Source organism: Mucilaginibacter sediminis, from assembly GCF_051903035.1.
Taxonomy (GTDB): Bacteria; Bacteroidota; Bacteroidia; order Sphingobacteriales; family Sphingobacteriaceae; genus Mucilaginibacter.
Genome location: NZ_CP170602.1, coordinates 6,269,065 through 6,294,408, shown reverse-complemented (window position 1 = coordinate 6,294,408; position 25,344 = coordinate 6,269,065). Strand labels below are relative to the sequence as shown.

24 protein-coding genes are annotated in these 25,344 nt (G+C 43.2%); 11 read left to right on the top strand and 13 right to left on the bottom strand.

The window, feature by feature from the left end; all coding sequences use genetic code 11:
- Positions 1-22: 22 nt before the first annotated feature.
- From ACFGVS_RS26060 to ACFGVS_RS26050, 3 genes are all read right to left on the bottom strand, one after another.
- Positions 23-496, bottom strand: coding sequence for an SRPBCC family protein (locus tag ACFGVS_RS26060; protein ID WP_439696197.1), 474 nt, complete (start codon positions 494-496; stop codon positions 23-25).
- Positions 497-536: 40 nt separating this feature from the next.
- Positions 537-1,373, bottom strand: a complete 837-nt coding sequence (locus ACFGVS_RS26055) for a sulfurtransferase (RefSeq protein ID WP_439696196.1) — start codon at positions 1,371-1,373, stop codon at positions 537-539.
- A 62-nt stretch (positions 1,374-1,435) separates the two neighbouring features.
- A complete protein-coding gene (locus ACFGVS_RS26050; protein WP_090652302.1) occupies positions 1,436-1,909 on the bottom strand; it encodes a ribonuclease H-like YkuK family protein in 474 nt (157 codons plus the stop codon).
- Positions 1,910-2,051: 142 nt separating this feature from the next.
- Between ACFGVS_RS26050 and ACFGVS_RS26045 the strand changes: the two genes are divergently transcribed.
- Positions 2,052-2,240: a hypothetical protein gene (locus ACFGVS_RS26045; protein WP_439696195.1), complete on the top strand. Its 189-nt coding sequence runs from the start codon at positions 2,052-2,054 to the stop codon at positions 2,238-2,240.
- A gap of 85 nt (positions 2,241-2,325) precedes the next feature.
- Here ACFGVS_RS26045 and ACFGVS_RS26040 read toward each other — a convergent pair whose 3' ends face one another.
- Together ACFGVS_RS26040 and ACFGVS_RS26035 are read right to left on the bottom strand one after the other, a co-directional pair.
- Complete coding sequence (locus ACFGVS_RS26040; RefSeq protein WP_439696194.1) at positions 2,326-3,057, bottom strand: lysophospholipid acyltransferase family protein; 732 nt, start codon at positions 3,055-3,057, stop codon at positions 2,326-2,328.
- Positions 3,058-3,096: 39 nt separating this feature from the next.
- Positions 3,097-3,657, bottom strand: coding sequence for an NUDIX domain-containing protein (locus ACFGVS_RS26035; protein WP_439696193.1), 561 nt, complete (start codon positions 3,655-3,657; stop codon positions 3,097-3,099).
- A 557-nt stretch (positions 3,658-4,214) separates the two neighbouring features.
- On the opposite strand from ACFGVS_RS26035, the gene ACFGVS_RS26030 reads away from it, so the two are divergent.
- The 6 genes from ACFGVS_RS26030 (at position 4,215) to ACFGVS_RS26005 (ending at position 12,020) form a co-directional block, all read left to right on the top strand.
- Complete coding sequence (locus ACFGVS_RS26030; protein ID WP_439696192.1) at positions 4,215-7,349, top strand: SusC/RagA family TonB-linked outer membrane protein; 3,135 nt, start codon at positions 4,215-4,217, stop codon at positions 7,347-7,349.
- Between the two features lie 11 nt (positions 7,350-7,360).
- Positions 7,361-8,836: a RagB/SusD family nutrient uptake outer membrane protein gene (locus ACFGVS_RS26025; RefSeq protein WP_439696191.1), complete on the top strand. Its 1,476-nt coding sequence runs from the start codon at positions 7,361-7,363 to the stop codon at positions 8,834-8,836.
- A 125-nt stretch (positions 8,837-8,961) separates the two neighbouring features.
- Positions 8,962-9,129, top strand: coding sequence for a hypothetical protein (locus ACFGVS_RS26020; RefSeq protein WP_274209600.1), 168 nt, complete (start codon positions 8,962-8,964; stop codon positions 9,127-9,129).
- Between the two features lie 3 nt (positions 9,130-9,132).
- On the top strand, positions 9,133-9,336 hold the full coding sequence (locus ACFGVS_RS26015; protein WP_439696190.1) for a hypothetical protein: 204 nt from the start codon (positions 9,133-9,135) through the stop codon (positions 9,334-9,336).
- Positions 9,320-10,270 carry a sterol desaturase family protein gene (locus ACFGVS_RS26010; protein WP_439696189.1) on the top strand — a complete coding sequence of 317 codons (951 nt, stop codon included), beginning with the start codon at positions 9,320-9,322 and terminating at the stop codon, positions 10,268-10,270. Before ACFGVS_RS26015 ends, ACFGVS_RS26010 begins: the two co-directional genes overlap by 17 nt.
- Positions 10,271-10,580: 310 nt before the next feature.
- Positions 10,581-12,020, top strand: coding sequence for a glycoside hydrolase family 125 protein (locus ACFGVS_RS26005; protein WP_439696188.1), 1,440 nt, complete (start codon positions 10,581-10,583; stop codon positions 12,018-12,020).
- Positions 12,021-12,121: 101 nt separating this feature from the next.
- Here ACFGVS_RS26005 and ACFGVS_RS26000 read toward each other — a convergent pair whose 3' ends face one another.
- From ACFGVS_RS26000 to ACFGVS_RS25990, 3 genes are all read right to left on the bottom strand, one after another.
- Positions 12,122-12,886 carry a hypothetical protein gene (locus tag ACFGVS_RS26000; protein WP_439696187.1) on the bottom strand — a complete coding sequence of 255 codons (765 nt, stop codon included), beginning with the start codon at positions 12,884-12,886 and terminating at the stop codon, positions 12,122-12,124.
- The gene (locus ACFGVS_RS25995) at positions 12,883-13,299 is read right to left on the bottom strand and encodes an ABA4-like family protein (protein ID WP_439696186.1); all 417 of its coding nucleotides are present in this window, start codon (positions 13,297-13,299) and stop codon (positions 12,883-12,885) included. The genes ACFGVS_RS26000 and ACFGVS_RS25995 overlap by 4 nt, the downstream gene beginning before the upstream one ends.
- A gap of 293 nt (positions 13,300-13,592) precedes the next feature.
- Positions 13,593-14,174 carry a Crp/Fnr family transcriptional regulator gene (locus ACFGVS_RS25990; protein WP_439696185.1) on the bottom strand — a complete coding sequence of 194 codons (582 nt, stop codon included), beginning with the start codon at positions 14,172-14,174 and terminating at the stop codon, positions 13,593-13,595.
- Between the two features lie 688 nt (positions 14,175-14,862).
- Between ACFGVS_RS25990 and ACFGVS_RS25985 the strand changes: the two genes are divergently transcribed.
- Positions 14,863-15,042, top strand: a complete 180-nt coding sequence (locus ACFGVS_RS25985; protein ID WP_090652322.1) for a histone H1 — start codon at positions 14,863-14,865, stop codon at positions 15,040-15,042.
- A 69-nt stretch (positions 15,043-15,111) separates the two neighbouring features.
- Here ACFGVS_RS25985 and ACFGVS_RS25980 read toward each other — a convergent pair whose 3' ends face one another.
- From ACFGVS_RS25980 to ACFGVS_RS25965, 4 genes are all read right to left on the bottom strand, one after another.
- The gene (locus ACFGVS_RS25980; protein ID WP_274209605.1) at positions 15,112-15,909 is read right to left on the bottom strand and encodes a Fic family protein; all 798 of its coding nucleotides are present in this window, start codon (positions 15,907-15,909) and stop codon (positions 15,112-15,114) included.
- A gap of 102 nt (positions 15,910-16,011) precedes the next feature.
- Positions 16,012-16,890, bottom strand: a complete 879-nt coding sequence (gene dapA / locus ACFGVS_RS25975; RefSeq protein ID WP_439696184.1) for a 4-hydroxy-tetrahydrodipicolinate synthase — start codon at positions 16,888-16,890, stop codon at positions 16,012-16,014.
- 109 nt (positions 16,891-16,999) lie between these two features.
- The gene (locus tag ACFGVS_RS25970) at positions 17,000-19,453 is read right to left on the bottom strand and encodes a DUF5686 and carboxypeptidase regulatory-like domain-containing protein (RefSeq protein ID WP_439696183.1); all 2,454 of its coding nucleotides are present in this window, start codon (positions 19,451-19,453) and stop codon (positions 17,000-17,002) included.
- A 584-nt stretch (positions 19,454-20,037) separates the two neighbouring features.
- Positions 20,038-21,267, bottom strand: a complete 1,230-nt coding sequence (locus ACFGVS_RS25965; protein ID WP_090652327.1) for an NADP-dependent isocitrate dehydrogenase — start codon at positions 21,265-21,267, stop codon at positions 20,038-20,040.
- 210 nt (positions 21,268-21,477) lie between these two features.
- Between ACFGVS_RS25965 and ACFGVS_RS25960 the strand changes: the two genes are divergently transcribed.
- Complete coding sequence (locus tag ACFGVS_RS25960; protein ID WP_090652328.1) at positions 21,478-22,182, top strand: hypothetical protein; 705 nt, start codon at positions 21,478-21,480, stop codon at positions 22,180-22,182.
- Between the two features lie 116 nt (positions 22,183-22,298).
- The gene (locus tag ACFGVS_RS25955; RefSeq protein WP_439696182.1) at positions 22,299-22,736 is read left to right on the top strand and encodes a hypothetical protein; all 438 of its coding nucleotides are present in this window, start codon (positions 22,299-22,301) and stop codon (positions 22,734-22,736) included.
- Between the two features lie 86 nt (positions 22,737-22,822).
- Here the strand turns inward: ACFGVS_RS25955 and ACFGVS_RS25950 are convergent, their stop codons facing one another.
- Entirely contained in the window at positions 22,823-24,610 is a 1,788-nt protein-coding gene (locus tag ACFGVS_RS25950; RefSeq protein ID WP_090652330.1) for a DNA polymerase III subunit gamma/tau, read from the bottom strand.
- A 120-nt stretch (positions 24,611-24,730) separates the two neighbouring features.
- On the opposite strand from ACFGVS_RS25950, the gene ACFGVS_RS25945 reads away from it, so the two are divergent.
- The gene (locus tag ACFGVS_RS25945; protein WP_439696181.1) at positions 24,731-25,321 is read left to right on the top strand and encodes a Uma2 family endonuclease; all 591 of its coding nucleotides are present in this window, start codon (positions 24,731-24,733) and stop codon (positions 25,319-25,321) included.
- Positions 25,322-25,344: the final 23 nt, after the last annotated feature.

The window sequence follows — 25,344 nt, the reverse complement described above, 5'->3', positions numbered from 1 at the left end:
GATAGCAAAGCCTGCGATTTTGCTATCCTTTATAAACGCCAAATAACTTGTCAATCGCTTGTTCGCGATAGGCAAAAATCTTGTTCACCTCCTTACCCACAAAAACCTTATTTGCAATAGTGCCTATAAAGCCATATGGTATGGCATAGTGTAAAATATCATTCATCTGTACGCCGCCTTCAATGGCTTTAAAATGATGCTGGTGATGCCATAAAGCATACGGACCAAAGCGCTGCTCGTCAACAAAATACTGCTTATCGGCAACCTGGGTAATCTCGGTCATCCAGTCCATTTTGATACCTGCCACCGGCGAAATTTTGTAGGTAATAATCATACCGGGATACATTTTGGTATCGGCAGTATAATCGGATGTTACCACAAAGCTCATATCGGGTGGTGTAATTTTAGCCAGGTTTAAGGGCGAGGAAAAAAAGTCCCAGGCCTCATCTAATCCAATCGGGATCTTTTGTTCGGTTTTTAAAACGTATGTTTTCACAATCAAATATCAAGTACAATATTGTTGTAAATATACATTTTTATCTCATAGTTGTACTAATTGGCAATTTTCGTCTGGACCATTCGCTCCACGACCCTACATATAATTGCGGCCCGGTAATGCCGGCATACTCCATACCCAGCAAGGTATGACAAGCCGTAACCCCTGATCCACAGTGTACTATAATATCCTGATGGGCAACATCGCCTACAGCGTCATCATAAATTTTGCGCAATGTATCAGCATCCAGATATTTACCATCGGCACCCAGGTTGGTAACATAAGGCAGGTTAAATGCGCCTGGTATATGGCCGGCAATCAAATCTAAAGGCTCGGTTTGGCCTAAATAGCGCGGCGTTTCGCGCACATCTATCACAATCCGGTTTGCATCATGAGCGGCAATAGCTACTTCGCCAATGGTTGCGGTACCTGCATAGGCTGCAGGTACCGGGTAGGTATCAACCGGGGTTGGGGTATATTCTTCAGTGCTTAATTCAATGCCGGCATCTTTGGCAGCCTGCAGGCCTCCGTTCAATACCTGTACATTGTTATGACCAATTGCCTTTAGCATCCACCAAAAGCGGGCACCGCCAAAAGTTGCAGATTTATCGTCGTAAACCACCACATGGCTTGTTGGTGTAATACCCAAACGGCCCAAAAGGGCGGCAAAATTTTCAATTGGAGGTAAAGGGTGGCGTCCGCCTTCCGAGGCATCGGTAACGTGGGTTGCTAAATCGCGGTCCAGGTCAACATACGCAGCGTTTTTAAGATGGCCGGCAAGGTAGCGGTCATGGGTATCTTTACCGGCGCGGGCGTCGATAAGTATAGTGTTCGGGCCGGCAAGGGCCGGATCGTTAATTTCAATTAATGGCGACATAGTTTGTTCGGTCTTGTAGTAAAAGACCAAATATAAATACCACGCCCTTTACTTCAAGGCTTTTACTGCACTATTTTATTGGCGCAGTACGAGCTTGCAAAAGCTTCGGGTTTGGCTTTAAATACAAAACCCATGCTCAAAATGTACCCCATTGCTTCGTGCAGCGCGGCATTTGATTTAAACATTGGGTTGGTGTTAATGTCGGCATGTACTTCCAGTTCCACATCATATAGGTCAAGCAAATCGCAAAGTTTGTAGGCTATGTCAATTGATTTTTGTACTTCGCTCAGCATCCTTTCCTTAATGGTCATTTTTTGCGAGGTACGCTCCTGGTGGATAAACATGAACGCGCCACGTTTCTCGCGTAAAAAAACGATAACTGTGGCAAAATCAGTTACACTACCTTTTACCTGCGAATCTGTTCCGATACATACTTTGAGCTTGTTGCCGAGGGCGGCTTCGCGTTCAATCGCCTTTTCAACCTCCTCCATGATTGGTGTTTGGATCACCTCTCCACTAAATTTTCTCCAGGTCATAAAAATTGTTTTTAGTAAATTTTAGCCGACCCATTTTATAGGTCTATAAAAATAAGCGATAACGTTTCATATAAACGTAAAGATGGTGTGATTTATTTGTTAACATTTAGCTGAATATCAACATTTTGTTAAATGTGCAGATATGCAGATTTCAGATGTGCAGATTGTGAATGGATGTGCAGATATGCAGATTTCAGATGTGCAGGTATTTTTTTTTGAACCCGAATTAAAAAAGATTATTGACCGGAGTTTAATTACACAGGGAAATATCAAAGTAGGGAATTATATGAGTATAGAAGCATCTACAATCATCTGCACATTTGAAATTTGAAATTTGAAATTTGAAATTTGCATATCTGAAATCTGCACATCTGCATATCTGAAATCTGCACATCTGAAATTTGAAATTTGCACATCTAACGCAGCGCAGCCCTAATCTGGTTCTCGGCTTCCAATACCACTTCTTCTATCGGGCGGCCGGCTGGTTCAATGGGGGCAAGTACTTCCCACCTCATGGGTGTAAATGTATTCAGCGGGTACTGGCCATAGCGGATCATCTTCCATGAATCCTTGATTGCTATAGGCACCAGTAACGCCTCGGGGCACTTTTTCAATATCGTGGCTATACCTCCTACCTGGAAGGTTTTTATTGTTCCGTCTGTTGAGCGCGTCCCTTCGGGAAATATCACGGCCGACCATTTATTTTCCTTCATCCGCACACCAAGCTTCATAATTTCGGTGATGGATTGCCGCTGGTCTTTACGATCGATATTAGCACCGCCGCCATGCCTCAGATTATAGGATATGGAGGGGATATTTTTGGTAAGTTCAATTTTAGAAATAAACTTGGCGTGGTATTTACGCAGGTACCATATCATAGGTGGTATATCAAGCAAGCCCTGATGGTTAGCCAAAAATATAATGGGACGGCCAACCGGCAGGTTTTGGTTATTGATAAAAGTTACCGTATTACCCAGTAAGTAAACCGACCGCAACAAAAACAGGTTCAGGATATCAACCGATTTTTTGTGCGCCGAATAGCCAAAAAAACGAAAACACACCCATTGAATAGGCTGAAATATAACCAGTATCAATAAAAATACTCCCGTTGCCACGGGGGTAAGAAAATAGCCTAAAAACTTTTTCATCGACTGCCAAATTTAGGCATTTTTTGCAAACGTGCGGGGTTACAAAAGGTTTTCTGAAAGCAATAATTGTACTTTAAGCACCGCAGCAACGGTCATGGCATCGGTAATCTGGCCGTTGCAAACCATTTTATACATTTGGGCGAAAGGGATTTTTTTGATGATGAGCTGCTCGGTATCTTCCGGTTCGGCTTCGTGCTGCGTAAGGTTACGGGCTAAGTATATAATACTCAATTCATCGCTCACCGAGTTACTTAAATGCAGCCGCATTAACTCTGTCCAGTTACCAGCTTTCAGGCCTGTTTCCTCGAGAAGTTCGCGCTTGGCTGATTCGAGCGGATCAGTTCCTTCAGGGCCTCCCCCTTCCGGCATTTCCCAGCTGTAGGCATTGACGGTAAAGCGGTACTGACCAACCAAATAGGTATTCAGTTCGTCGTCCAATGGCAAAACGCCTATAGCCAGGTTTTTGAAATGAACTTTGCCGTAGATGCCCGGGTTGCCGGATGGATTAATTACCTGGTACTCGGTAAGATTGATCCAGGGGTTATCGTAAACCGATTTCTCGGAGGTTATTTTCCAGGGGTTATCTTCAGGGTGATGCATGGGTGGAAATTAGCATTTTGATGGTAGAGTAGCAAATGGTGAATGGTGAGTTGTCAGTAGTGAGTTATGAATGGTGAGTTTTGAATTTAAAAACAGGTAGCTAATGAGTGGTAATTATCAAATTCATAAAAATTCAATTAATTACTATAAAAACCATAGACTTTATAGTAATTGAAAATAATTTATATATTTGCGCTGTTAAACAACCGTAATGAAGACTTTTTTACATCTCCATTCTTTACCCGCAATGCATGTACCTGCCGGTGCTGCGCGAATGTGTTGTACCTGTTGTTGCTAACAGGCACCCTCCCCAGTTAATACTCCTATTGATTATCAGGAATTACCGGATACTCCCAAAAAAGGCATAAGATTAATCCGGTTTTATTCAAAAAAACTGCAATTAAAATGAACAAATAACAAATAATTATACAAAAAAACCGGCAAGGAAGCCTTGCCGGTCATCAGGATAAAAAGCCGGCTGTAACGCCAATCACCACCGGCCCTTATCCTTCCGCTTTACTAACAACTAACGTCATTAACATAAAACAGTTAAATATATGGAAATATATATCCATGCAAAAAGTATATCCTTTAAGTTCTTTGTACTCCTGCTTCTCCTAACCATTCCGGCCCTGTTGCAGGCCCAAACCGAACCGCCCCCAACCATTAATTCGCGCCTGGAGGGCAAGGTGATCGACTCGGCTACCAAACAACCCATAGCAGGCGCGGTAATCAAAATCCTGGGCACAACGCATGCCGTTGCCGCGGCACAAAACGGCAGTTTCTCGTTTATCACCGGTCAAAAGTTTCCTTATACACTTGTTATTAGTTTTATTGGTTACAAAACCAAAGAGGTAGTGGCAAACGGCAGTCCCATCACCGTTTTGCTTACCGAAAGTTTAAACCAGCTGAACGATGTGGTGGTAGTGGGTTACGGTACCCAAAAAAAGAGCGACATCACCGGCTCCATCGCATCAGTTCCTAAAAACATATTGAACCAGCCGGCGGCGGGTTTTGATAATTTACTGCAGGGTGCCGTATCGGGTGTCGCGGTAACCCAAAACTCCGGGCAGCCGGGCAGCAGCGCCACCATCAGGGTACGCGGAGGCAATTCCATTTCGTTTGGCAATGCGCCTTTATATGTAATAGATGGATTTATTGTGTACAACAATAACGATAACGCCAACATCGGCTCTATAGGTACCAGCGTAAACGCGCTTTCAACCATCAACCCAAATGATATCGAATCTATCGAGGTATTAAAAGACGCTTCGGCTACGGCTATCTATGGGTCGCACGGGGCAAATGGGGTGGTCATCATCACTACCAAACGGGGTAAAAAAGGTACAAACAATGTGAGCTTTAATACCTACTACGGTACCCAGCGGGTTGCTAAAAAGCTAAACCTGCTAAACGCCGGGCAATGGGCTTCGCTGGTAAACGATATCAACATAAGCGATGGTGTAGCCAAAACCTTTACCGATGCGCAGATAGCCGCACTTGGCGCCGGGTCCGACTGGCAAAGTTCGGCCCTGCGCAGCGCGCCGGTATTGAATGACGAACTATCCATCTCGGGCGGCGATGAAAAATCGCGTTACCTTATTTCGGGCAATTACTTTAATCAAAAGGGCACTATTTTAAACACCGGTTTTAAAAGATATTCGGCCCGGGCCAATTACGAAAGGAATGTATCCGAAAAATTCAAGGTATCTACCAATATATTCGGCAGCCAGTCTACCGAAAACAAGCTGGCGGGCAGTTCATACAATAGCAACAATTTCAGCAACGCTTTTGCCAGCCTGATCCTGACATCGTCTGTTGCGCCTATTAAAAACCCCGATGGCAGTTACAATACCTCCAACCCCTATAACGCGTCGGCTACCAACCCCCTGCAGGACATCGTTGCTACCACAAACACCACTACGCTTACCCGCATCCTGGGCAACGTTGCCGGCGAATACAAGCTATTAACCGATCTTACCTTAAAAGTAACCGCAGGTGTTGATATACTTAATGCCGAACAGCATTATTACGCGCCATCGTACACGGGTTCGCCTGCGGGCGGTTCAACCGGTTATGCCGCTGTGGGTTACGCCTCTATAGGTTCGGGGCATACGTTAAGCTGGCTTAATGAAAACACGCTTACTTACGACCATGCTTTTAACAAAACACATTTTTTAACTGTACTGGCCGGGTACACCACGCAATATAACCGCGACAATGCATCTGTAGCATCGGCACAAAAATTCCCAAATGATCTTACATCGTTCGATAACCTGTCGTACGCCGGCATAGCCAACCTGCCTTCATCATCGGCACATCAGTCAACCTTAAACTCTTACCTGGCCCGGGTAAATTATTCTTATCTGCATAAATACAACGTTACCCTATCCGGCCGTGCCGATGGTTCGTCAAAACTGGGCGCCAACAACAAATGGGGCTATTTCCCGTCGGCAGGCCTTTCATGGAATACCAGCCGCGAAGATTTTTTTAAACCGCTCGGCAATACCATCAGCAACTTAAAGCTAAGGTTAAGCGCGGGACAAACCGGCAACTCCGAAGTGCCGCCCTACAGTTCGCTTGCCGCCCTCTCGCCTACCAACTATTATTTTGGCAGCAAGCTGGTAACCGGCGTATCGCCGGTACAACTGGCCAACCCCAACCTGAAATGGGAAACCACAACCCAATATGATGCCGGGCTTGATATTGGCTTGTTTGATAACCGGGTTAACCTGGTGTTTGATGCTTATTACAAAAAAACAAACGACCTGCTGTTGTACGTGCCCCTGCCGCTTTACACCGGTTATGCGAGCGCGCTCGAAAACGTGGGCAGCGTATCCAATAAAGGCATCGAGCTGGCATTAAATACCGATAACATTAAGGGCGAAACTTTTAGCTGGAAAACCAACATTGTATTTGCCCTTAACCGTAACAAGGTTTTAAACCTTGGCCAGGGCATTCAAAGCTTTTTCCCTTTGGCAGCTACCGGCCAGCTATCGCCGGTAATTGTACAGATAGGTTTGCCGGTAGGTACTTTTTGGGGATATAACACCAACGGGCTGCTTACCACAGCCGACCTGACCAACGGCACGCCCGTTTTGGCCGGTGTACCGCAAAAAGCCGGCGATACCAAATATGTAGATACCAATCATGATGGTGTAATTACCACTGCCGATAAGCATAGCCTTGGCAGCTCGCAGCCTAAGTTTACCGGTAGCATTACCAATACATTTACTTACGGCCATTTTGATTTGTCGGTATTTTTCCAGGGCTCATATGGCAGCAAGGTATTTAACCTGCTGCAGCAAACGCTGGAGCGGCCTACGCTAAGCAATAACGCATCGGCAGCGTTGCTAAACCGATGGACGGCCGATAACACCAGCGGTACTGTAGCCCGCGCTACCAACTCGCCGGTGCCACAGGTTACCGACAGGTATATCGAAAACGGATCGTACCTGAAACTTAAAAACGCTTCGCTGGGCTACAGCTTTACCAGCCCGGCGCTTTCAAAAATTCATGCCAAAAACCTTCGCGTTTATGTATCGGCACAAAACCTGGCTACCATAACCAAATATAAAGGGCTGGATCCCGAAGTAAGCTTTTATGATAACGACAACACCAAGCAGGGAATTGATTACGGTACCTATCCATCGGTACGCACTTTCCTGGCGGGCTTATCGGTTACCTTTTAATATACATCAACATGAAAAAATTATCCACATATATCCTCCTGATTCCTGTATTGCTGACTACGGCACTGTCATCCTGCAACAAACTGAATGAAAACCCCACGTCGGTAATCGTAGCTTCGCAGTTTTTTAAAACCGCATCAGATGCCACATCGGCTGTAAACGCTATTTACGGCACGCTGAACAGCGATCCGGCAGGCGATTTCCCGCTTTATGGCCGCCAGCTTAACCTGCTGGTTGAAAACGCCAGCGACAACCAGGTATTTAGCCCAAGTAATACCAACCCCGATGTACGGGCATTGGGTACCGCTACCTACATTGCATCAAACAGCCGGGTGCAAAAGGTATGGCAGCAAATTTATTATGGTATTAACCGCGCCAATATCGCTATTGATAATATCCCTAATGTGCAGATAGATACAGCGCTTCGTGCCCGCCTGGTAAGGGAATCGAAATTTATACGAGGCCTTTTATACTTTAACGCGGTGCGGCTTTGGGGCGATGTACCATTGGTTTTACACAACCCGGCAAGCCTTGATTTAAGCCAGCTGTTTGTAAAACGCACTGCTGCAGAAGAGGTGTATGCGCAAATCATCAGCGACCTGAAGGATGCTACCAACCTGCCCAAATCATTCAGCGGTACCGACCTGGGGCGTGCTACAGGCGGGGCAGCGCATACGCTGCTGGCAAAAGTTTACTTAACCCGCAAAGAATACAGTAAGGCCTTAACGGAACTTAACACCGTAATTAACGGCGGTTACGGTTATGCCCTTTTTAACAACTACAGGGATGTTTTTCAAAAGGCAACCAAAAACGGCGTGGAACATATTTTTTCCGTTCAGTTTGAAACCAACCTGGGCGAAGCCAACAGCGCCCAAAATCTAAGCCAGAGCTTTACATCATTTAATACCGGTACTTTCCCTATTGACGTACCTGCCGATAGCAGCGTATCAAAACTATTTGCCAAAACGGATACGCGAAGGGCGGTAACTTTTTACGATTCGGTTTACAACGCCGCCACGGGCAAGTACGTGGTATTCAAAAATGCCTATACGCCGTATTTTAACAAGTTTGTTGATTACAGCCTGTCGCCGCTAACCATACAATCGCAAAGCGGGGTTAACTACCCGGTATTACGTTATGCCGATGTGTTGCTGATGTATGCGGAAGTAGTAAATGAATTAAACGGGCCTACAAACGATGCTTACACAGCTATCAATAAAGTACGCACCCGTGCAAATGTGGCCGGCCTTACAACAGGTTTAAGTCAAACTGCTTTTCGCGATTCGATTTTCCTTGAACGGCGCAAAGAACTCATGCAGGAAGGCCACCGCTGGTTTGACCTGGTGAGGCAGGGCGGTACGGTGCTGGTTGATGCTTTGCATAAAGTACCTGCAAAAACCGGTGTAAGCGCCAGGTGCAACCTTTACCCCATACCACAGGCAGAGATACTGCTGAACAGCCAGTTAACACAAAATCCAGGGTATTAGCCTCACCCTGCCCTCTCCAAAGGAGAGGGTTCTGATCGGTATGATTTTCAAAGTCCTCTCCTATGGAGAGGATTTAGGCGAGGCCCTTTAAACGGAGTAAAAACTAAACACTAAAAAAACAAAATATGACACTATCAGATGTAACAATTTTAGGAAAAAAGATACTGGTTGGCATCATTGTCACCCTGGTGCCTTTTGTAATCATTTTTGGCGGCCTGTACCTTACCCGGCAATTGCTGAGCAGCCCGCCCGCCGAAAAATCGAGCAATGTTAAACCAACTAAAACCCCATAAAACATGAAAATGGAACAAGCCACCCGGCAACGGATAGCTAAGAATGCTGTCTTGAGCCTATTCATTTACATACTGCCAATTGCAGCCATGTTTATCACGTTTGCCATAACAGGCCAAAGGCCATGGAATAAAAAACTGCCCGCAAAAACACAACAAACAAAATCAGTAAACACTAAAAATACCGACGGTAATGGAAGCAACGATTAATTTTATCAAAAACATCTACAACCACCTGGATACTTATGGTTTCCCTTTTTTAGTATTCTTTATAGGCGTACTGGAATTTTCATTTGGCTTGTATAAAAAGAAATGGCCAAAAAACGAACGTTGGGTTGATATTGCCTGCTTTACCCTGCCAAGGCTCATCATCAGGCCTGCGGTAGCTTATTTCGGGCTTAAATTTTTACCATCGGCATTGCCCGGGCTTAAAGAAACTTTTAGCTGGGTGCCTTTTTTCTGGGGTTTTATCATCATAGCCGTAGCCGACGACCTTACCCAATACTGGTACCACCGCCTGCATCATGAAATTCCGTGGTTGTGGAGGTTTCACCGTACCCATCACTCGGCATCGTACATGGGTATGGCTATGGCCAGCAGACAAAACGCCATTTATACCCTGTTTTTTTCGCAAACTTATTTAACAACCGCATTGGTATACCTGGGCCTGGGTGTACCGGCTGTAATAGTTAAAGCCATAAAAGGCACCATTACCACGCTGGCCCACTCCAGCATACCATGGGATAAGCCTTTTTATAAATACAAGGTGCTGCACCCCATAGCCTGGGTACTGGAAAGGGTGATCTCGACACCGGCTACCCACCACGCCCACCACGCGGCTACCACCGATGATGGCGTGGGTTATTACAAAGGCAATTTTGGCAATATGTTCTTTTTGTGGGATATCATATTTGGTACCGCCTTAATTTCGCGCCAATACCCAAAAGCATATGGCATTTCCCATTACGAAGGCGACCAATGGTACGCCCAATTACTGTGGCCGATATTTAAATCGAAAGTTGAAGGCAGCGAACTGGCAGCCAACGGCCCCGTGGTAAGGACGGACGACTTTGTGAAGGAAGAAAAACCCGGGCTTCCTGTTCAAGAGTTACAGCGGGAACTGAAAGTACTGGTAGCGCAATAGCCTACATGGGTGCCAACGATTTTTTATAATAGTAAAGCCTTCACGAATTCGCGAAGGCTTTACTATTTAAATCGGTCTGTTGGTTTGTTGATGCTCCCCCCGATCCATTATAAAAACAGATACTTCTTTGCACTTCAACGATGGTTCCGCCAGCTAACTCAACTGCGTGAAACCACGTCGATTGGTTGTATGAATCAATTTGGATAGGTAACACTAAATGCATGATAATATCCCTGGTAAATTAATTTAGCACGTTGTTTTCGGATTGTAAAACACTTTTATATTTTTACAGCTACCATTTAAACTACTTATGATTACCAGGAGACATTTTATTAAAATTAACAGTGTGGCTACCGCCACCTTAGGCCTGGGCGTTGTGCCTGCAACAAGCTGGCTGGGCAAAGCCGCACCGGTTTTTGAAAGCCATCGCCCCAAACCGGCCGACCGCAAGTTTACCAGTAAAGCGGTTGAGGCCACCATTCAAAAAGTTAAGGCAGATATTAAAGACCCGGAAATAGCCTGGCTTTTTGAAAACTGCTACCCCAATACTTTAGATACCACGGTAAATTATTCAGAAAAAGACGGCAAACCCGATACGTTTGTAATTACCGGCGATATTTTTGCCATGTGGATGCGCGATTCATCGGCACAGGTTTGGCCATACCTGCCGCTGATAAAAAACGACCCGGCGCTTAAAAAAGTGATCCAGGGTGTGTTGAGCCGCCAGGCAAAATGTGTGCTGATTGACCCTTATGCCAACGCCTTTAACGAAGGCCCAACCGGCAGCGAATGGGACAGCGATGTTACCGATATGAAACCAGAACTGCACGAGCGTAAATGGGAAATTGATTCGCTTTGCTATCCTGTACGTTTGGCCTACAATTACTGGAAAATAAGCGGCGATACCGACTTTTTTGACGAAACCTGGCAAAAAGCAGGTAAAACCATACTGGATACCTTTAAGGTACAGCAACGCAAAAACGGCAAAGGCCCGTACCATTTTCAGCGTAAAACTGAAACCGCCAGCGATACCGCGCCAAACAGGGGTTACGGCAACCCGGTAAAACCCGTTGGACTGATTTGCAGTATCTTCCGCCCATCAGATGATGCCACGATTTATCCTTTCCTTATCCCTTCAAATTACTTTGCGGTAACCAGCTTAAGGCAAATGGCCGAAATGTATAGTGTGATAGGTAAGGATGCCAAAACAGCCGCCGAATGCAAAGCCCTTGCCGCCGAAGTAGATGCTGCGCTAAAAAAATACGCGGTGGTAAATCATCCAAAATATGGCAAAATATTGGCTTTCGAGGTGGATGGTTATGGCAACCAGTTGCTGATGGACGACAGCAATGTACCCAGCCTGTTGGCCCTGCCCTACTTGGATTCGTTGCCGGTTACCGATCCGTTGTACCAAAATACCCGCCGGTTTGTGTTAAGCCTGGATAACCCCTACTTTTTTAAAGGCAAAGTTGCCGAAGGTATTGGCGGCCCGCACGTAGGGATTGATTTCATATGGCCTATGGCTATCACCATGCGCGCCCTTACCTCGACAGATAAATTAGAGATTACCCGCTGCCTGCATATGCTTAAAAACACCCATGCAGGTACCGGTTTTATGCACGAAGGTTTCCATAAGGATAATGCCAGTAACTTTACCCGCAAATGGTTTGCCTGGGCCAATACGCTGTTTGGCGAACTAATTGTGAAACTGCATGCTCACCATCCGGACTTGTTGCAGAAGATTTTTTAAAAAAGCTATAAAATTAAAATGCAGAAGCTGTCACTTTTTAAGCGGCAGCTTCTGCATTTTATGACCTATAATCTAAATTGCCCATGATTGCCCGTGCCTCATCAAAATACCGGCCTTCCCAACATCGCATTATAAAACAACAACGAAACCAGCGCAAAATAAATTAAGGCAAAAACAACCGCCGACCTGGCATTTTTAACCCCGGTAAAAACCACAAACAGGGGCGCTATTTGCAATGCATGCAGGCCCATAAAGTGGGCTATCCGTAAATCGCCGGCTATACGGCTCCAATTAAAAAGCGGTAAACCGGGGCCACCATCGGCAGCGCCCACGGTATGCGCCAGGCGCGACGCCATGATGCCACCTTCGAATGCGAAGATACAGGCCATAATTATGCCCAGGCGGATAGCCCATAGTAAGGCTGGTGTTAATTGTACCGCCCTCACCTTAAAAAACATAATACCCATATAAAGTGCAAACACGGTTTGCGAAACAATAACTATCCCCATAGCACTAAATATCAACGCGTTATAAGTCCCCGAAGTGTTATAATGCGATAGCTGCCCCCTTGCGGCCTGTGTGGCTATGGCCAGCATCTCAAAACCCATAGCGAACACCGTAAAATTGGCAAAGCGGTTATTGAGCCGTTCATAAGGCAGGTATTGCAGTAGCAGAGGCCATGTTAGGCAATATATGGCGATGGAGATAGCAAATTTGATGGGCTTTGTCCACAAGTTAATGCCCATCAGCTGTCGGTGATCAAATTGCGCGATGATGAGCATCACCATAAATAAGGCTAAATGCGCCAAGGCGCAATAGTAAAGAACGGGACTGATCGTTTTTATACGGGCCAATAAGCTTTTCATTTGGATGATTTGATTTTGTTGATGATTTGATAAAGTAAATAGCCGCAAGGGCCAAACATAAAGGTGAGCGCCAGGCAGGGGATAACCAGCCAATGCGAAACTGCCGAGGCCTGCGCCGATTTAATGATGGAAAAACCGACCAGTAAATCAAAAGCGAGGTAATGGACCCAGCCCGCCAGTAACAGGTTATCATTACCAAAGAGGGTGCGGACTTCCTGTATCGACCCAAAACCACCGCCGTTAATGCTAAAAAAGCCTGCAATATAAATGCAGTAAATTACAGAAAGCAATAAGGGGACAGCAGCGTGGTTGACCAACCACTGCGTAACTTTCCATTTTGGCATTACAATTAACAAAAGCCACTGCAAAGCAGCCATAGCGTTAACGATAGAAAAAACCTGTGCCGGATTCATATTATTTTTGATTTTGTGATGTTATTTTATTTATTAAGCTAAAAGCGGAAGGCATAAAGCTTAAAGCCAATAGATTGATTTTCAGCCTGGTCGACCTATTTAACTATCAGACTCGATGTAAAAACCTGCTGATTAACCTTCAGCACGTTAACCTTGATCAAGCTAAAACTAAAACGCTTTAAGCTTTGTGCCTTCCGCTTTAAGCTTTATAATGCGCAGCACAAAACTGGGGCTAATAGCTTAGTCCAAAAATGATTTGGGGTTAAAAAAAGAAGCTGGTTTATTAACCTAAGTTAACTTTTAGCGTTTGCCAGCCTGGCCCTGATGCGGCTAAGACTTTGCGGCTGAATGCCCAGGTACGAAGCAATTAAATGCTGGGGCAACCTTTCAAATATATGGGACTGTTTAGTAAGCAGGTCGAGATACCTGTCTTCCGCTGATTGTAGTTTTAAATTCCGGTTGTTTCTGGCGGTGTTAATAAACAGTCTTTCGGCTATGATGCGGCCAAACCGTTCAAAGCGCTGGCTATGATTATACAGCGCCTGCATGTCGGCATAGCTTAGGGTAAACAGTTCACAATCTTCCAGGGCTTCAATAAAATCAGGCGATGGGGTTTGCAATAAAAAGCTTTCATAATCGCCAATCCACTCGCCCTCAAATGCAAAGCCTAAAGTGTTATCGCCCTTCTCGCTGCGCGAAAAATATCGTAGCCCGCCTTTGAATACAATAACCATACTTTTGCAAACCTGGCCCTGTTTCAGGTAAAAAGCATACTTTTTTAAGCTTAACGGTTTAAGCCTTTGCATAAATAAAAAAAGCTCCTCGTCGGTAAAATCAACCAGCGCGCGTAATGATTTGGTAATGATTTCGTACATTGTAAAACCTGCTTGCCAGCAGCCAAATTTTAATAAAAAACTACTGTATCAAATATACGTGAATAATTGAAATGACTATTGGATCCGAAGGCAGCGGTAACGAAATACAAAACCACTGGCATTGCTGTAAAAAAAGCACCCAACAGGTATTACTGTTCACTTGACGGCGTTGCAAGAGATCTATTTAGCCCGAAGGCACCAGGCATTTTATCGGTTTTTGTTGGCGCATTCGCGATCTTTGCACTAATGCCTTTAAATAGGATACTATTATTTGCCCTAACGGGAATAGTACCACATCATTTGACTGTGAAATTTTAAATGCGATTGCTCAAACTGCAGATCGATAACTTCGCAAACATCGCATACATTTAATGGTTTTAATTAATAAACACAGAAAAAGGCAATAATATACCGAATTGATACAAAAATTCTACTTTAATAATATTAAAAATATATATTATTAAAATATTTAATTTATCAGCCAGGTATAGCCAGGATATATATAGATAGAATACCGGTTTTCATACTATATAATTAGCACTAAATACCCGCCCTAACTTCAAAATGTGGAAAAAAACCACTGTAAAGGCACTATTTTTCGACTTTAAAAATTTTTAATTAAAAAAAAACCTTATAGCTTAGCTTTAATTAAAAACAATAGACCTCATAATTTAAAAGGAGTAATTAAATGAAAAAATTTACTGAAGTAAAGGAGCTTGTAGCTTCTTTAGAGGCTGACGCCGACAAATTCTACAACAAAGGAAACAGCGCTGCCGGAACCCGTGTTCGCAAAGGCATGCAAGATCTTAAAAACCTGGCACAGGCAATCCGCCTTGAGGTTCAGGAGGCGAAAAACAAAGAAAGCTAAGGCAGATTTTTTGATCAATCTTATTCCCCTGATAAAAACCCGGTTACAATCAATAGCCGGGTTTTTTATTCAGAAAAGAAAAGTAAACCCGCCGCTCTTTGATGGCTTCTTCATCTCCTCAAACTTTTCAATCTCTTTACCAAGCAGCGATGCATATTCACTGTTCATAAAATTGCGAAAGACCTGAATATCCTCTTGCTCACGGGTATCAACCAGGGCTTGAATATAAGCCGCCTTGTTTTCGCTTTGTACTATAGCCAGAGGCAAATTATAATAAGCCTGAATGTAATTCATTAACAAACGCGAGGTGCGCCCGTTGCCATCATAATAAGGATGGATGCTTACCAGGTTAAAATGGGCATCAAAAGAAAGGTTCAATTGCCCCGCCACAGATAGGGGCTTGTCCATCTGGTCATTTAGTTTCGCCACCAAATCGCCGGTTAGCCTTTCCACCTTATCAAAATTCGGAAAATAAGAAACGCCGGCGGTAACGTTCCCTTTACGAAATACCCCGGTTGCCGGATCGACGGTACCCAGCATGGTATTATATACCTTTCCGGTGTTTTTCATTATCAACGCGTTTATCTGTTGCAAAAGGCTTACCGAAAGTTTATTTTTTGCTTTTGCGTTTTCAATGGTAAATAAAAGCGCGGCATGATGATCGGTTACCATGAGGCTTTCCTGCAAAGGTTTACCATTAGGTGTGCGGCCCTCGTTAATAAGCACCTGCGTTTCTATCTCGGTGAGGGTTGATCCTTCAATGCGGGTAGAGTGGTGATCGATAGCGATGAGGTTAAACCTGTCATGATCTATCACCCCGGCTATACCAAGATCATTATATTTTGCTATGAGTTTAACACAATCCATTTTATAGATACTAAAATAGGTATAAATTGTTATTAACTACATCCCAACAAAAAAGCCACATCAAAACTGATATGGCTTTTTTGCTAAATTAGTTTAGTTATTTTACGCTAAAGCTTTCGTTTCCTTAACTATCGCTTCGGCGGTAGCGCTACCCACTTGCACCAGCGGTAACCTTACAGCATCGCCGCAAATGCCTAATTCTTTTAACGCCGTTTTTACACCGGCGGGGCTGCCATCGGCAAACATTAAGCGGGTAAATTCTATCAGGCTATAATGGGCCTTGTGGGCGCCTTTATAATCGTTATTAAGCAGCAGGCGCACCATATCTGACAGTTGGCGGGGCAGGGCGTTACCAATTACCGATATAACGCCCACAGCGCCTAAAGCCATCATAGGCAACGTAACCGGATCATCACCCGATATAAATAAGAACCCTTCGGGCTTATCCCTCATCAGCTGGTTAAACAAATCAAAATTACCCGATGCTTCTTTAATGCCGATTATATTTTTAAAATCGTTTGCCAGTCGCACGGTTGTGGCAGCACTAATGGTACTGCCCGTACGGCTGGGCACGTTATACAAAATAATGGGCAGTTGCGTATTTTGAGCTATTACCTTATAGTGCTGGTAAATACCTTCCTGCGTTGGTTTATTGTAATGCGGGCTTGACGATAAAATAGCATCGTAACCGGCAGTGTTAAATGATTTTATTTGCTCAACAACTTCGTGTGTATTGTTGCCTCCAATGCCGGCAACCAAACCCACACGCTTATTTACTGCTTTAGCGGTGAAGGCCCAAACCTGCTTTCGTTCAGCCTCGCTCAATGTGGCGCTTTCGCCGGTTGTACCTAATGATACCAGGTATTCTACCCCGCCATCAATCAAATGTTCAATCAGGTTGCTCAACCCGTCGTAGTCAACTTGACCATCCGCCTGAAAAGGGGTCACCATGGCTACCCCTGTTCCGTAAAATATATTCATGAGTTAAATTAAAGGATGCTAATATAGGGAGTTAGTTTTGAGTAGTGGGCAATCAGTGGTGAGTTTTTTATTATTCCGTAAATCCGAACTCAAAACTCACCACTCAAAACTATAAAGATATCCCCATCCTTAACGCATTCCTAATATTACTACCCGTATTATAGCTGCGGCCGTACATTACGCGTACCAGGCCACGCTGCATGCCGAAGCCCAGTTCGGTATAATTTTTAAGCGTTGGGGTCGAGAGATAGTTTACGTTGATGATCTCCTGTAACTTCAGGTTTCTTAAAACGGGGATCTTATTGGTTATAAAACCCGAAAAGTTATGTTCCAGATGGCCTTCAAGGTATTTATTGGCTGTGCTAAAGTTGTAATAATCTAACAACAAAAAGCGGTTGAGCGATGGTTTGTACACATGGGTTTGGTCGCCATCAAAGTGTTTGTAATCGGGGAAGTATATTTTATTTGCGTTGATAAACTTACCGGCGCCAATAAAAAACGACGTTTGGCCGTAGAATCCAAGGTCGATATCCGATTTAGAAATGTCGGCGCTTAGCTGGTCGTAATCTACATCGCTGCCCAGCACACCGCCTATGCCTTTTGTATAGTTAATTCCGATTGTTGGATACTTTGAGGGTAGATAACGGCGGCCGAACGGATAGGTTTCATACCTATTGCTAAAATCATAACTGGTGCGGACGCCTATTTTAAAAGATTGGTTTTCTGGAAACAACGGCACATCCGGTGTTGGTAACAGCGGGTTGTTTGAAGTAAACTGCCGGTTATTTTTATTAAAAAAACTGTAATCGGTTGTATTGGGCAACCATTTACGGTTGGCCCATTCTACATTGGCACTTGCCTGCCAGCCACCGCTGATACGGCCGGTAAGTGATGCCGATGCAAATTGTTTTTGGTAAAGTTTCTGGAAATTCTCCCGCCTGAAAAGCGTATAAACCGAATTTACAAATGCTGATAAAGGCTGCAGGTTATTAAGGTCGGTAACGTCTGATCCGGCGTTAAAACTCAACGTCATCTGTTTTACAGGGACGGAGACACCAGCAACGCCGCCAAACAAGTGGTTACCAAAGCCGTAGCGCACCCGAGCGTTTACAGCTATAAAGCGGCTATCAACCGTATCAATCATCTTAGTAAACCCTACCCCGTAGTTGATGGCCAAACCTTCAACAGTATTGTATAAAACCGAGTTGAGTACGCTGCTATAATGAAAAGACTCCTTTTTGTAACGGTTACGGGTATCAATACCCGTGAGCAACAGGTTGCTTAATTTAAAGGTGTTATTGGCCTTATCCAATGAATCAAGGTATAGTTTTGATTCCCGTTTGACAGCCAGTTTTCCTTTTACGTGGTAATCTTTCTTCTCTTCATCAGTAAGCGGGATGGGCCGCTCCTGTGCCCAGTAAACCGAATCTTTATCGTGCCCTTTGGTAATGTTAATGCGTTCGGCAAAATCCTTTTTGTTGAGCACAGGAGCCAGGTTGTAGTTTTTATATACACTTATAAAATATCCACCCAGCTTAAAGCCAAAAACACCACCTGTAAATTCAAACTTAATAGTGGCGGGCATCCAGGTTCGGGCATCAACGGGATAAAACTGCTGGCTTATCTTCAGCGTATCTACGTAGTTGATATTGGCTTTTTTGGTAATAAAAAGTTGTAGCGCGGCAATACGCCAGCTATCGTCCAAAATATAAATATATCCTTCAAAACAAGGATCATAACCGCGTTTGGGTGTTACTTGTATTTTGTTGATGGTTTCGCCGTTCTCAATGGTCATCCCTATCAGTTTATAGTTATAATAAAACAGGGCATTTTCGGCAATGGGCGATACCAGCGGGCGGTTGCTCAGGCGTTTCCAGCTTTCAAAATTCTGGTAAAAGTTCACCAGCATATCTGAAGCACGGTTAAAGCTGAAGGCCCGGTTATAGCCCGATACCTTTGAGGATACCTGCACCTCGTGCATCAGGTCGGGCTGCATAAAGCTGTATTTCGATTCGGACTCCGACAAGTAAACGATGCCTGTGCGACTGGAATCAAGCCCGGCCTCGCTGGTGGCTTTTTGTACATCAAAACCCATAAACTTTTTAGGCGCAGCCAGCAATTTTTGCAAACCTTTTATATAAATATCGCAGGTATAGGCTTTCACCTCGTTTAAATAGGTTTTACGTTTTTTGATGGCCTTACGGATAATTGCGTAGGCGGGGTCTTCGCTTCCTGCGCGTATGGTAATATCTTTAAGCTGGTATGTTTCTGTTTTCAGGCTGATGTTAATCACCTGATTTTGGTTAAGGTTTATCTGTTTAATTTGTTGTGTATAACCAACAGCTTTAAATTGCAGCTCATAATTACCGGGTGCTAATTGCAGGGAATACACACCCTCGCTATTAGCCGAGACCCCTTTAGTAGTATTTTTTACATATACGGAAGCAAACGGAATGGGGTGGTTATGCTCGTCGGTAATTTTACCGCTGATAATACTAAACTGTTGTGAAAATACATGGACACTTAAACCGAAAAGCAGTATTAACAGTAAGCTTAATTTCATTTAGTTTAGTTTACACTAAGATGTAGCTTATTTACTAAATGTTACAACAGTTAATTGTTAAATTATGTGAAATATGTATAACGACGTAATTTCAGGAAGCCTCCTTCGAAGGGTTAACATCCTTAGTGCCTAATGAATTGTGAACCTTGTTTTTAAGGTTCCAATCCGCTATGTCAACTAATCCCGGTTTGGTTTGGTAATGATTATCGTGTTTGGGGCACCTGATTATAAATGTCCCCTTTTTCTGCTCAATAACTGGCCTTGCACCACAATCTTTACAAGGCTCAACAAAAATGTTTGCCTGAATTTGTATGAAACCTTTCATAACCGGATTTTTTTTGCTGTAATTATAAACATAGTATTAGGCAAATAACTTTATAAACTTACGTAAATATTACTGTCCGGTTTTTGACTCAATCAAAAAAAGCATTTTAAGTCATTATTATAGCAAAAATTGCTGTCGTCTCCTCTCCGATTTGGCCTAAAAGTAAGCCTTTGGCTTTTTATACAAGCAGTAAATACCATCTAAATAAAACGCCCGTCCTTTTTGAAGAACGGGCGGTCAATATTAAAAGCTACCAGGCTTATTTACCTAACTTTGCTTTTAAGTTTTCGTCTATCGCTGCCAAAAACTCTTCGGTGTATAAATAATCTGTGCCGTGCTCAACTTTCGGTTTAATAGTAATGGCCAAATCTTTGGTCATTTTACCGCTTTCCACAGTTTCAATACAAACTTGCTCCAAAGCTTTACAGAAATCTATCAGCTCCTGATTTTTATCCAATATTCCCCGGAACTCCAAGCCTCTTGTCCACGCAAAAATGGATGCAATTGGATTGGTAGATGTTGGTTTACCAGCCTGGTGCTCGCGATAATGGCGGGTAACTGTACCGTGTGCAGCTTCAGCTTCCATAACCGTACCATCAGGTGTAACCAGCGTTGATGTCATTAAACCCAAGGAACCAAAACCTTGTGCTACCGTATCAGATTGTACGTCGCCATCGTAGTTTTTACAAGCCCAAACAAAGTTACCATTCCATTTAAGGGCAGATGCAACCATGTCGTCAATTAAACGATGTTCGTAAGTAATACCGGCTTCAGCAAATTTTGCCTTATAATCGTTTTGGTAGATTTCTTCAAAAATATCCTTAAAACGGCCGTCATATTTTTTAAGGATAGTATTTTTGGTTGATAAATATAAAGGCCAGCCTTTCATTAACGCCTGGTTAAAGCATGCATGTGCAAAGCCCTTGATAGATTCATCAGTATTATACATAGCCAGAGCTACACCGTCGCCTTTAAAATTAAATACCTCAAATGATTGTTCTGCACCGCCATCTTCCGGACTGAAAGTGATTGTTAATTTACCTTTTCCTTTGGTAACAAAATCGGTAGCACGGTACTGATCGCCAAAAGCATGGCGGCCAATACATATTGGGGCTGTCCAGTTTGGTACTAAACGTGGTACATTTGCCATAACAATAGGCTCGCGAAAAACAGTACCATCCAAAATGTTACGAATAGTACCATTTGGCGACCGCCACATTTGTTTTAGGCCAAATTCTTCAACACGCGCTTCATCGGGTGTAATGGTTGCACATTTAATACCTACACCATATTTTAAAATAGCATTTGCGGCATCAACGGTTACCTGATCGTTGGTTTCATCACGGTACTCGATACCTAAATCGTAATATTTGATATCCAGGTCAAGATAAGGGATGATCAATTTGTCTTTGATGAATTTCCAGATGATCCGGGTCATTTCATCGCCATCCAGCTCAACTACCGGATTTTCTACTTTAATTTTTGACATAGCTGACGTTGTTTTCTTTATTTTAATGGCTTCAAATATATTAATTTGAGTTTACCAAACTAACTAAATAGCATATGAAAATAATTGATGGCTATATAATGACGATTTATTACGACAGTTTATTGTTTTTATAAACTTTGATGCTATTTTTATAAAATTAAACGTTATTACCCCAACGGGCTGGCAAACCAACGCCCTGTTACTTGTATTATGATAAAATTCATCACTAAAACCGTTCTGATAATAACCATTTGTACAGTTTCCTTTTTAGCTAAAGCACAGGTTGGATATGACTATGCCCAATATGATGTGGGTACAGCAGTTGGTGTTAATATTGCCGCTATGGCCGATGTAAATACATTTACTGTTACTCCATCTGTCCACTTTAATTTTAATTACAACCAAAGCCCTTTTATTAATTACGTATTTGAACTGCAAGTTGGTCGTTTAGAGGGGGGCACACTGGCATCGTCATCGGGCAGGCAGTTTGAAAACCACTTTACAGCTTTTTCATTCAGAGGCCAGTTACAGGCCGGCGAGTTTTTGGATTATTCTTCGAGCCCGTTCATGAATGTGATGAAAAACTGGTATACCTCAGTCGGCATTGGCTATATTTCAAACCATATTGTGTCTAAAACAGACGACAAACGCGGCCTTAGATATACTCCTGCAGGAGACAATAACGCCCAGGTGCCTTTTTTACCAGTAAGAATTGGATATGAATTTAAGTTGTATAATCAATATAGTCAGCCAAGCGTTAAAATAGATATAGGGTATCAATATAATTTTATATTTGGCGATAATTTAGATGGTTATACATCAGCACACAATAATGATGCCTATGCCCAATTTACCATCGGTGTAAAATTTGCCATTGGCGGTGTTACCTCATACCGTAAGCAAATTCATTATTGATAAGACAGATAAATCTTAGTTCTGGTTCCTTTACACTGTTTGCACGCAATATCTTATTACTTGTTGTTTTTTTGGCAAGGTTTTTACCGTATCTTTAATTACAAATTACAAAATCTATGAACGTTCAAAATATCAACCCCGGCGATGAAGATGACGATGCATTAACCGATAATGCCAGTGATCGTGACCTAACATTAAAAGATGAACTTGGTGAAATTATTGATACAGAAGATCTGAGTTATAACGAAGAAGAGGACAGCTTTGAATACGATGTAAAAAGTGACGACCCGGATTACGACCACCCCGACCCTTACAAAACATCGGTAAAAAACGGCGAAGATATGAATTCAACGTATGATGAAGCCAACCCTTATGACGCTGCAGATGGTGAATATGCCAACAAAAGATCCATTGAAACAGACGTTGACGACCTGGGGATGCATATTGACAATGGCGACATTGTTGAAGTGGATGCCGCTGATGCCGCACTTGCACATACGCCAGAAGATGACAGAGACGATCTGGATGAAGAAGGGTATCCTAAAAATATTTAATGGTGAGTGGTGAATAGTGAGTGATTAGTTAAAAGCTGGATGACTAATTGAAAAAATAACAACTCACTATCCACAAATCACCCTGGCTAATCAAAATCGAGATTAAAGCGATTCCTCAATTCCATCAGTTCCGGATTTCGCGAAGCCATGTACTGAAATTTTTCTATCGATGTATAGGGCTTACGGACAACCTCTTGCTCATCAACCCGGGCGTTTACTTCAATGGTAAAGTTATTTAGCTTACTGCGTAAAAAGTTATGCATCCCCGGGCGCTCTTCCCTGAATAGGTTTTCTTGTACTTTATTGCCTACTAAAATTTCAAACTCGTATGGCTTTATCATCCGAGGAGCGTTTGACGTAAAAATAGTTACCAGGTTTTTTTTGCCATCGGCTTTAACTTTAGCGGCAAAATCACTCCAGTATTTTAAAAAGCTATCCATGGTAAAATCATCCCGGGCATCTCCTTTTAAATAAGGATCTTCTTCTTCAAGTATTTCTTCTTCTGTTTTGGCGGTATCTGTTAACGACGGAGTTAATGTACTCCTAAGCGGCATAATAATCTTAGGCTTTTCGGCAACAGCTTCTTTTACCTGTACAGGCTGGGTAACCGGTGCAGTGTGCCCGTTGGCTTCAGGGGCTATCTTATTATAAACTGGCTGCGCATCGCTTAAAACAAGCGTATCATTAGCTGCTTTATTTGCCGGCAGTGGCGTTATTGTTGGGGTATCAGGTTTTTTTTTTAATCCCCCATCTGTAATGGGAGTTACCGCCAAATTAAAGGCCGAAGGCAAGTGACACATTTTGAGCAGTGCCAACTCAACCTGCAGCCGTTGGTTTTTACTTAACTTATAACTGATATCGCATTGGTTGGCAATATTCATAGCTGATAGCAGGAAGGATACCGAGCCCGCCTGTGATTGCTGCAGGTATTTGTTTTTTATCCCCTCGCTTACCTCCAGTAACTTTAAAGTTGATTGATCTTTACTCACCAGCAGGTTACGAAAGTGTTCGCTTAAGCCGGCAATAAAGTGTGCCCCATCAAAACCACGCGACAATATCTCGTCAAAAAATAACAGTACTTTGGCCGTATCCTCTTTAAGCAGGCTTTCTGTTATATTAAAATAGTAATCGTAATCAAGTATGTTAAGGTTATCAATAACCGAACGATAAGTAACTTTACCGCCAGAGAAACTTACGATCTGGTCAAACATCGATAACGCATCCCGTAATCCGCCATCGGCTTTTTGGGCTATAATATGCAGGCCATCGGGTTCATAACTAATGTTTTCTTTGCCGGCGATAGCACCCAAGTGGCCGGCCATATCATCAACCCTGATGCGGTTAAAATCAAATATCTGGCAACGGGATAATATAGTAGGCAGTATTTTGTGTTTCTCGGTAGTAGCCAATATAAATATGGCGTAATGAGGTGGTTCTTCCAGCGTTTTCAGGAAGGCGTTAAACGCCGCCTGCGATAGCATATGCACCTCATCAATAATATAAACCTTGTAACGGGCAGCTTGTGGCGGTATGCGCACCTGCTCAATTAAACTGCGGATATCATCAACCGAGTTATTGGATGCAGCATCCAGTTCGTGAACGTTAAAAGAGTTGCCGTTTTCAAAGGCTTTGCAGCTTGGGCATTCACCGCAAGCCTCGCCATTTTGCTGCAAATTAGTACAGTTAATGGTTTTGGCCAGTATACGGGCGCACGTAGTTTTACCCACACCACGCGGGCCACAGAACAAAAATGCCTGTGCCAGCTGGTTGTTTTTAATAGCGTTTTTGAGCGTATTGGTTATATGCTGCTGACCAACAACGGTTTCAAAAGTAGCCGGGCGATACTTACGGGCCGAAACAATGAAATTATCCACAGCTGCTAAGTTAATGAGAAATTAGAATTGTTTAAGGTGCTGTTGGTAAAATTTTGATTTGGATTGAAAGGATACGACAAATCAATAAAATCAGTATTTTTGAATAAGATTTAATGATCAATGCAGATAGCAGACTTAGATATTTCCAAAACGTACACTTATGCCGACTACCTGAAGTGGGCTTTTGACGAGCGATTGGAGTTGATTAAAGGGAAAATTTTCAGGATGAGTCCCGCTCCGGGATCTGCTCATCAACTAATATCTGGCGCTATTTTTAACGAACTTTATAATTATCTTAAAGGAAAACCCTGCAAAGTTTTCCACCCCCCTTTTGATGTGCGGTTAACAACCAGATCGAAAAAAGATAATAAGAATATACTAACGGTAGTTCAGCCCGACATTTGTGTTATCTGCAATCCTGCTAAGATTGATGAGCGTGGCTGCCTGGGAGCTCCTGATATTGTTGTCGAAATTTTATCGCCCGGCAACAATAAAAAGGAATTGCAAAACAAATATGAAGTTTACGAGGAAAATGGCGTGCTTGAATACTGGATTATCCATCCATCCGAAAAAACATTTCTTAGATATAGCCTGATCGGAAATAGCTACCAGGCATCGCGGTTACTTACTACTGGCGACGAAGTAACAACACCTGTGTTGCCAGGTTTTGTATTAAACCTGGATGAGCTTTTTGCAGTAACCAACAATTGATAAAACATTTCTACCCACATCTG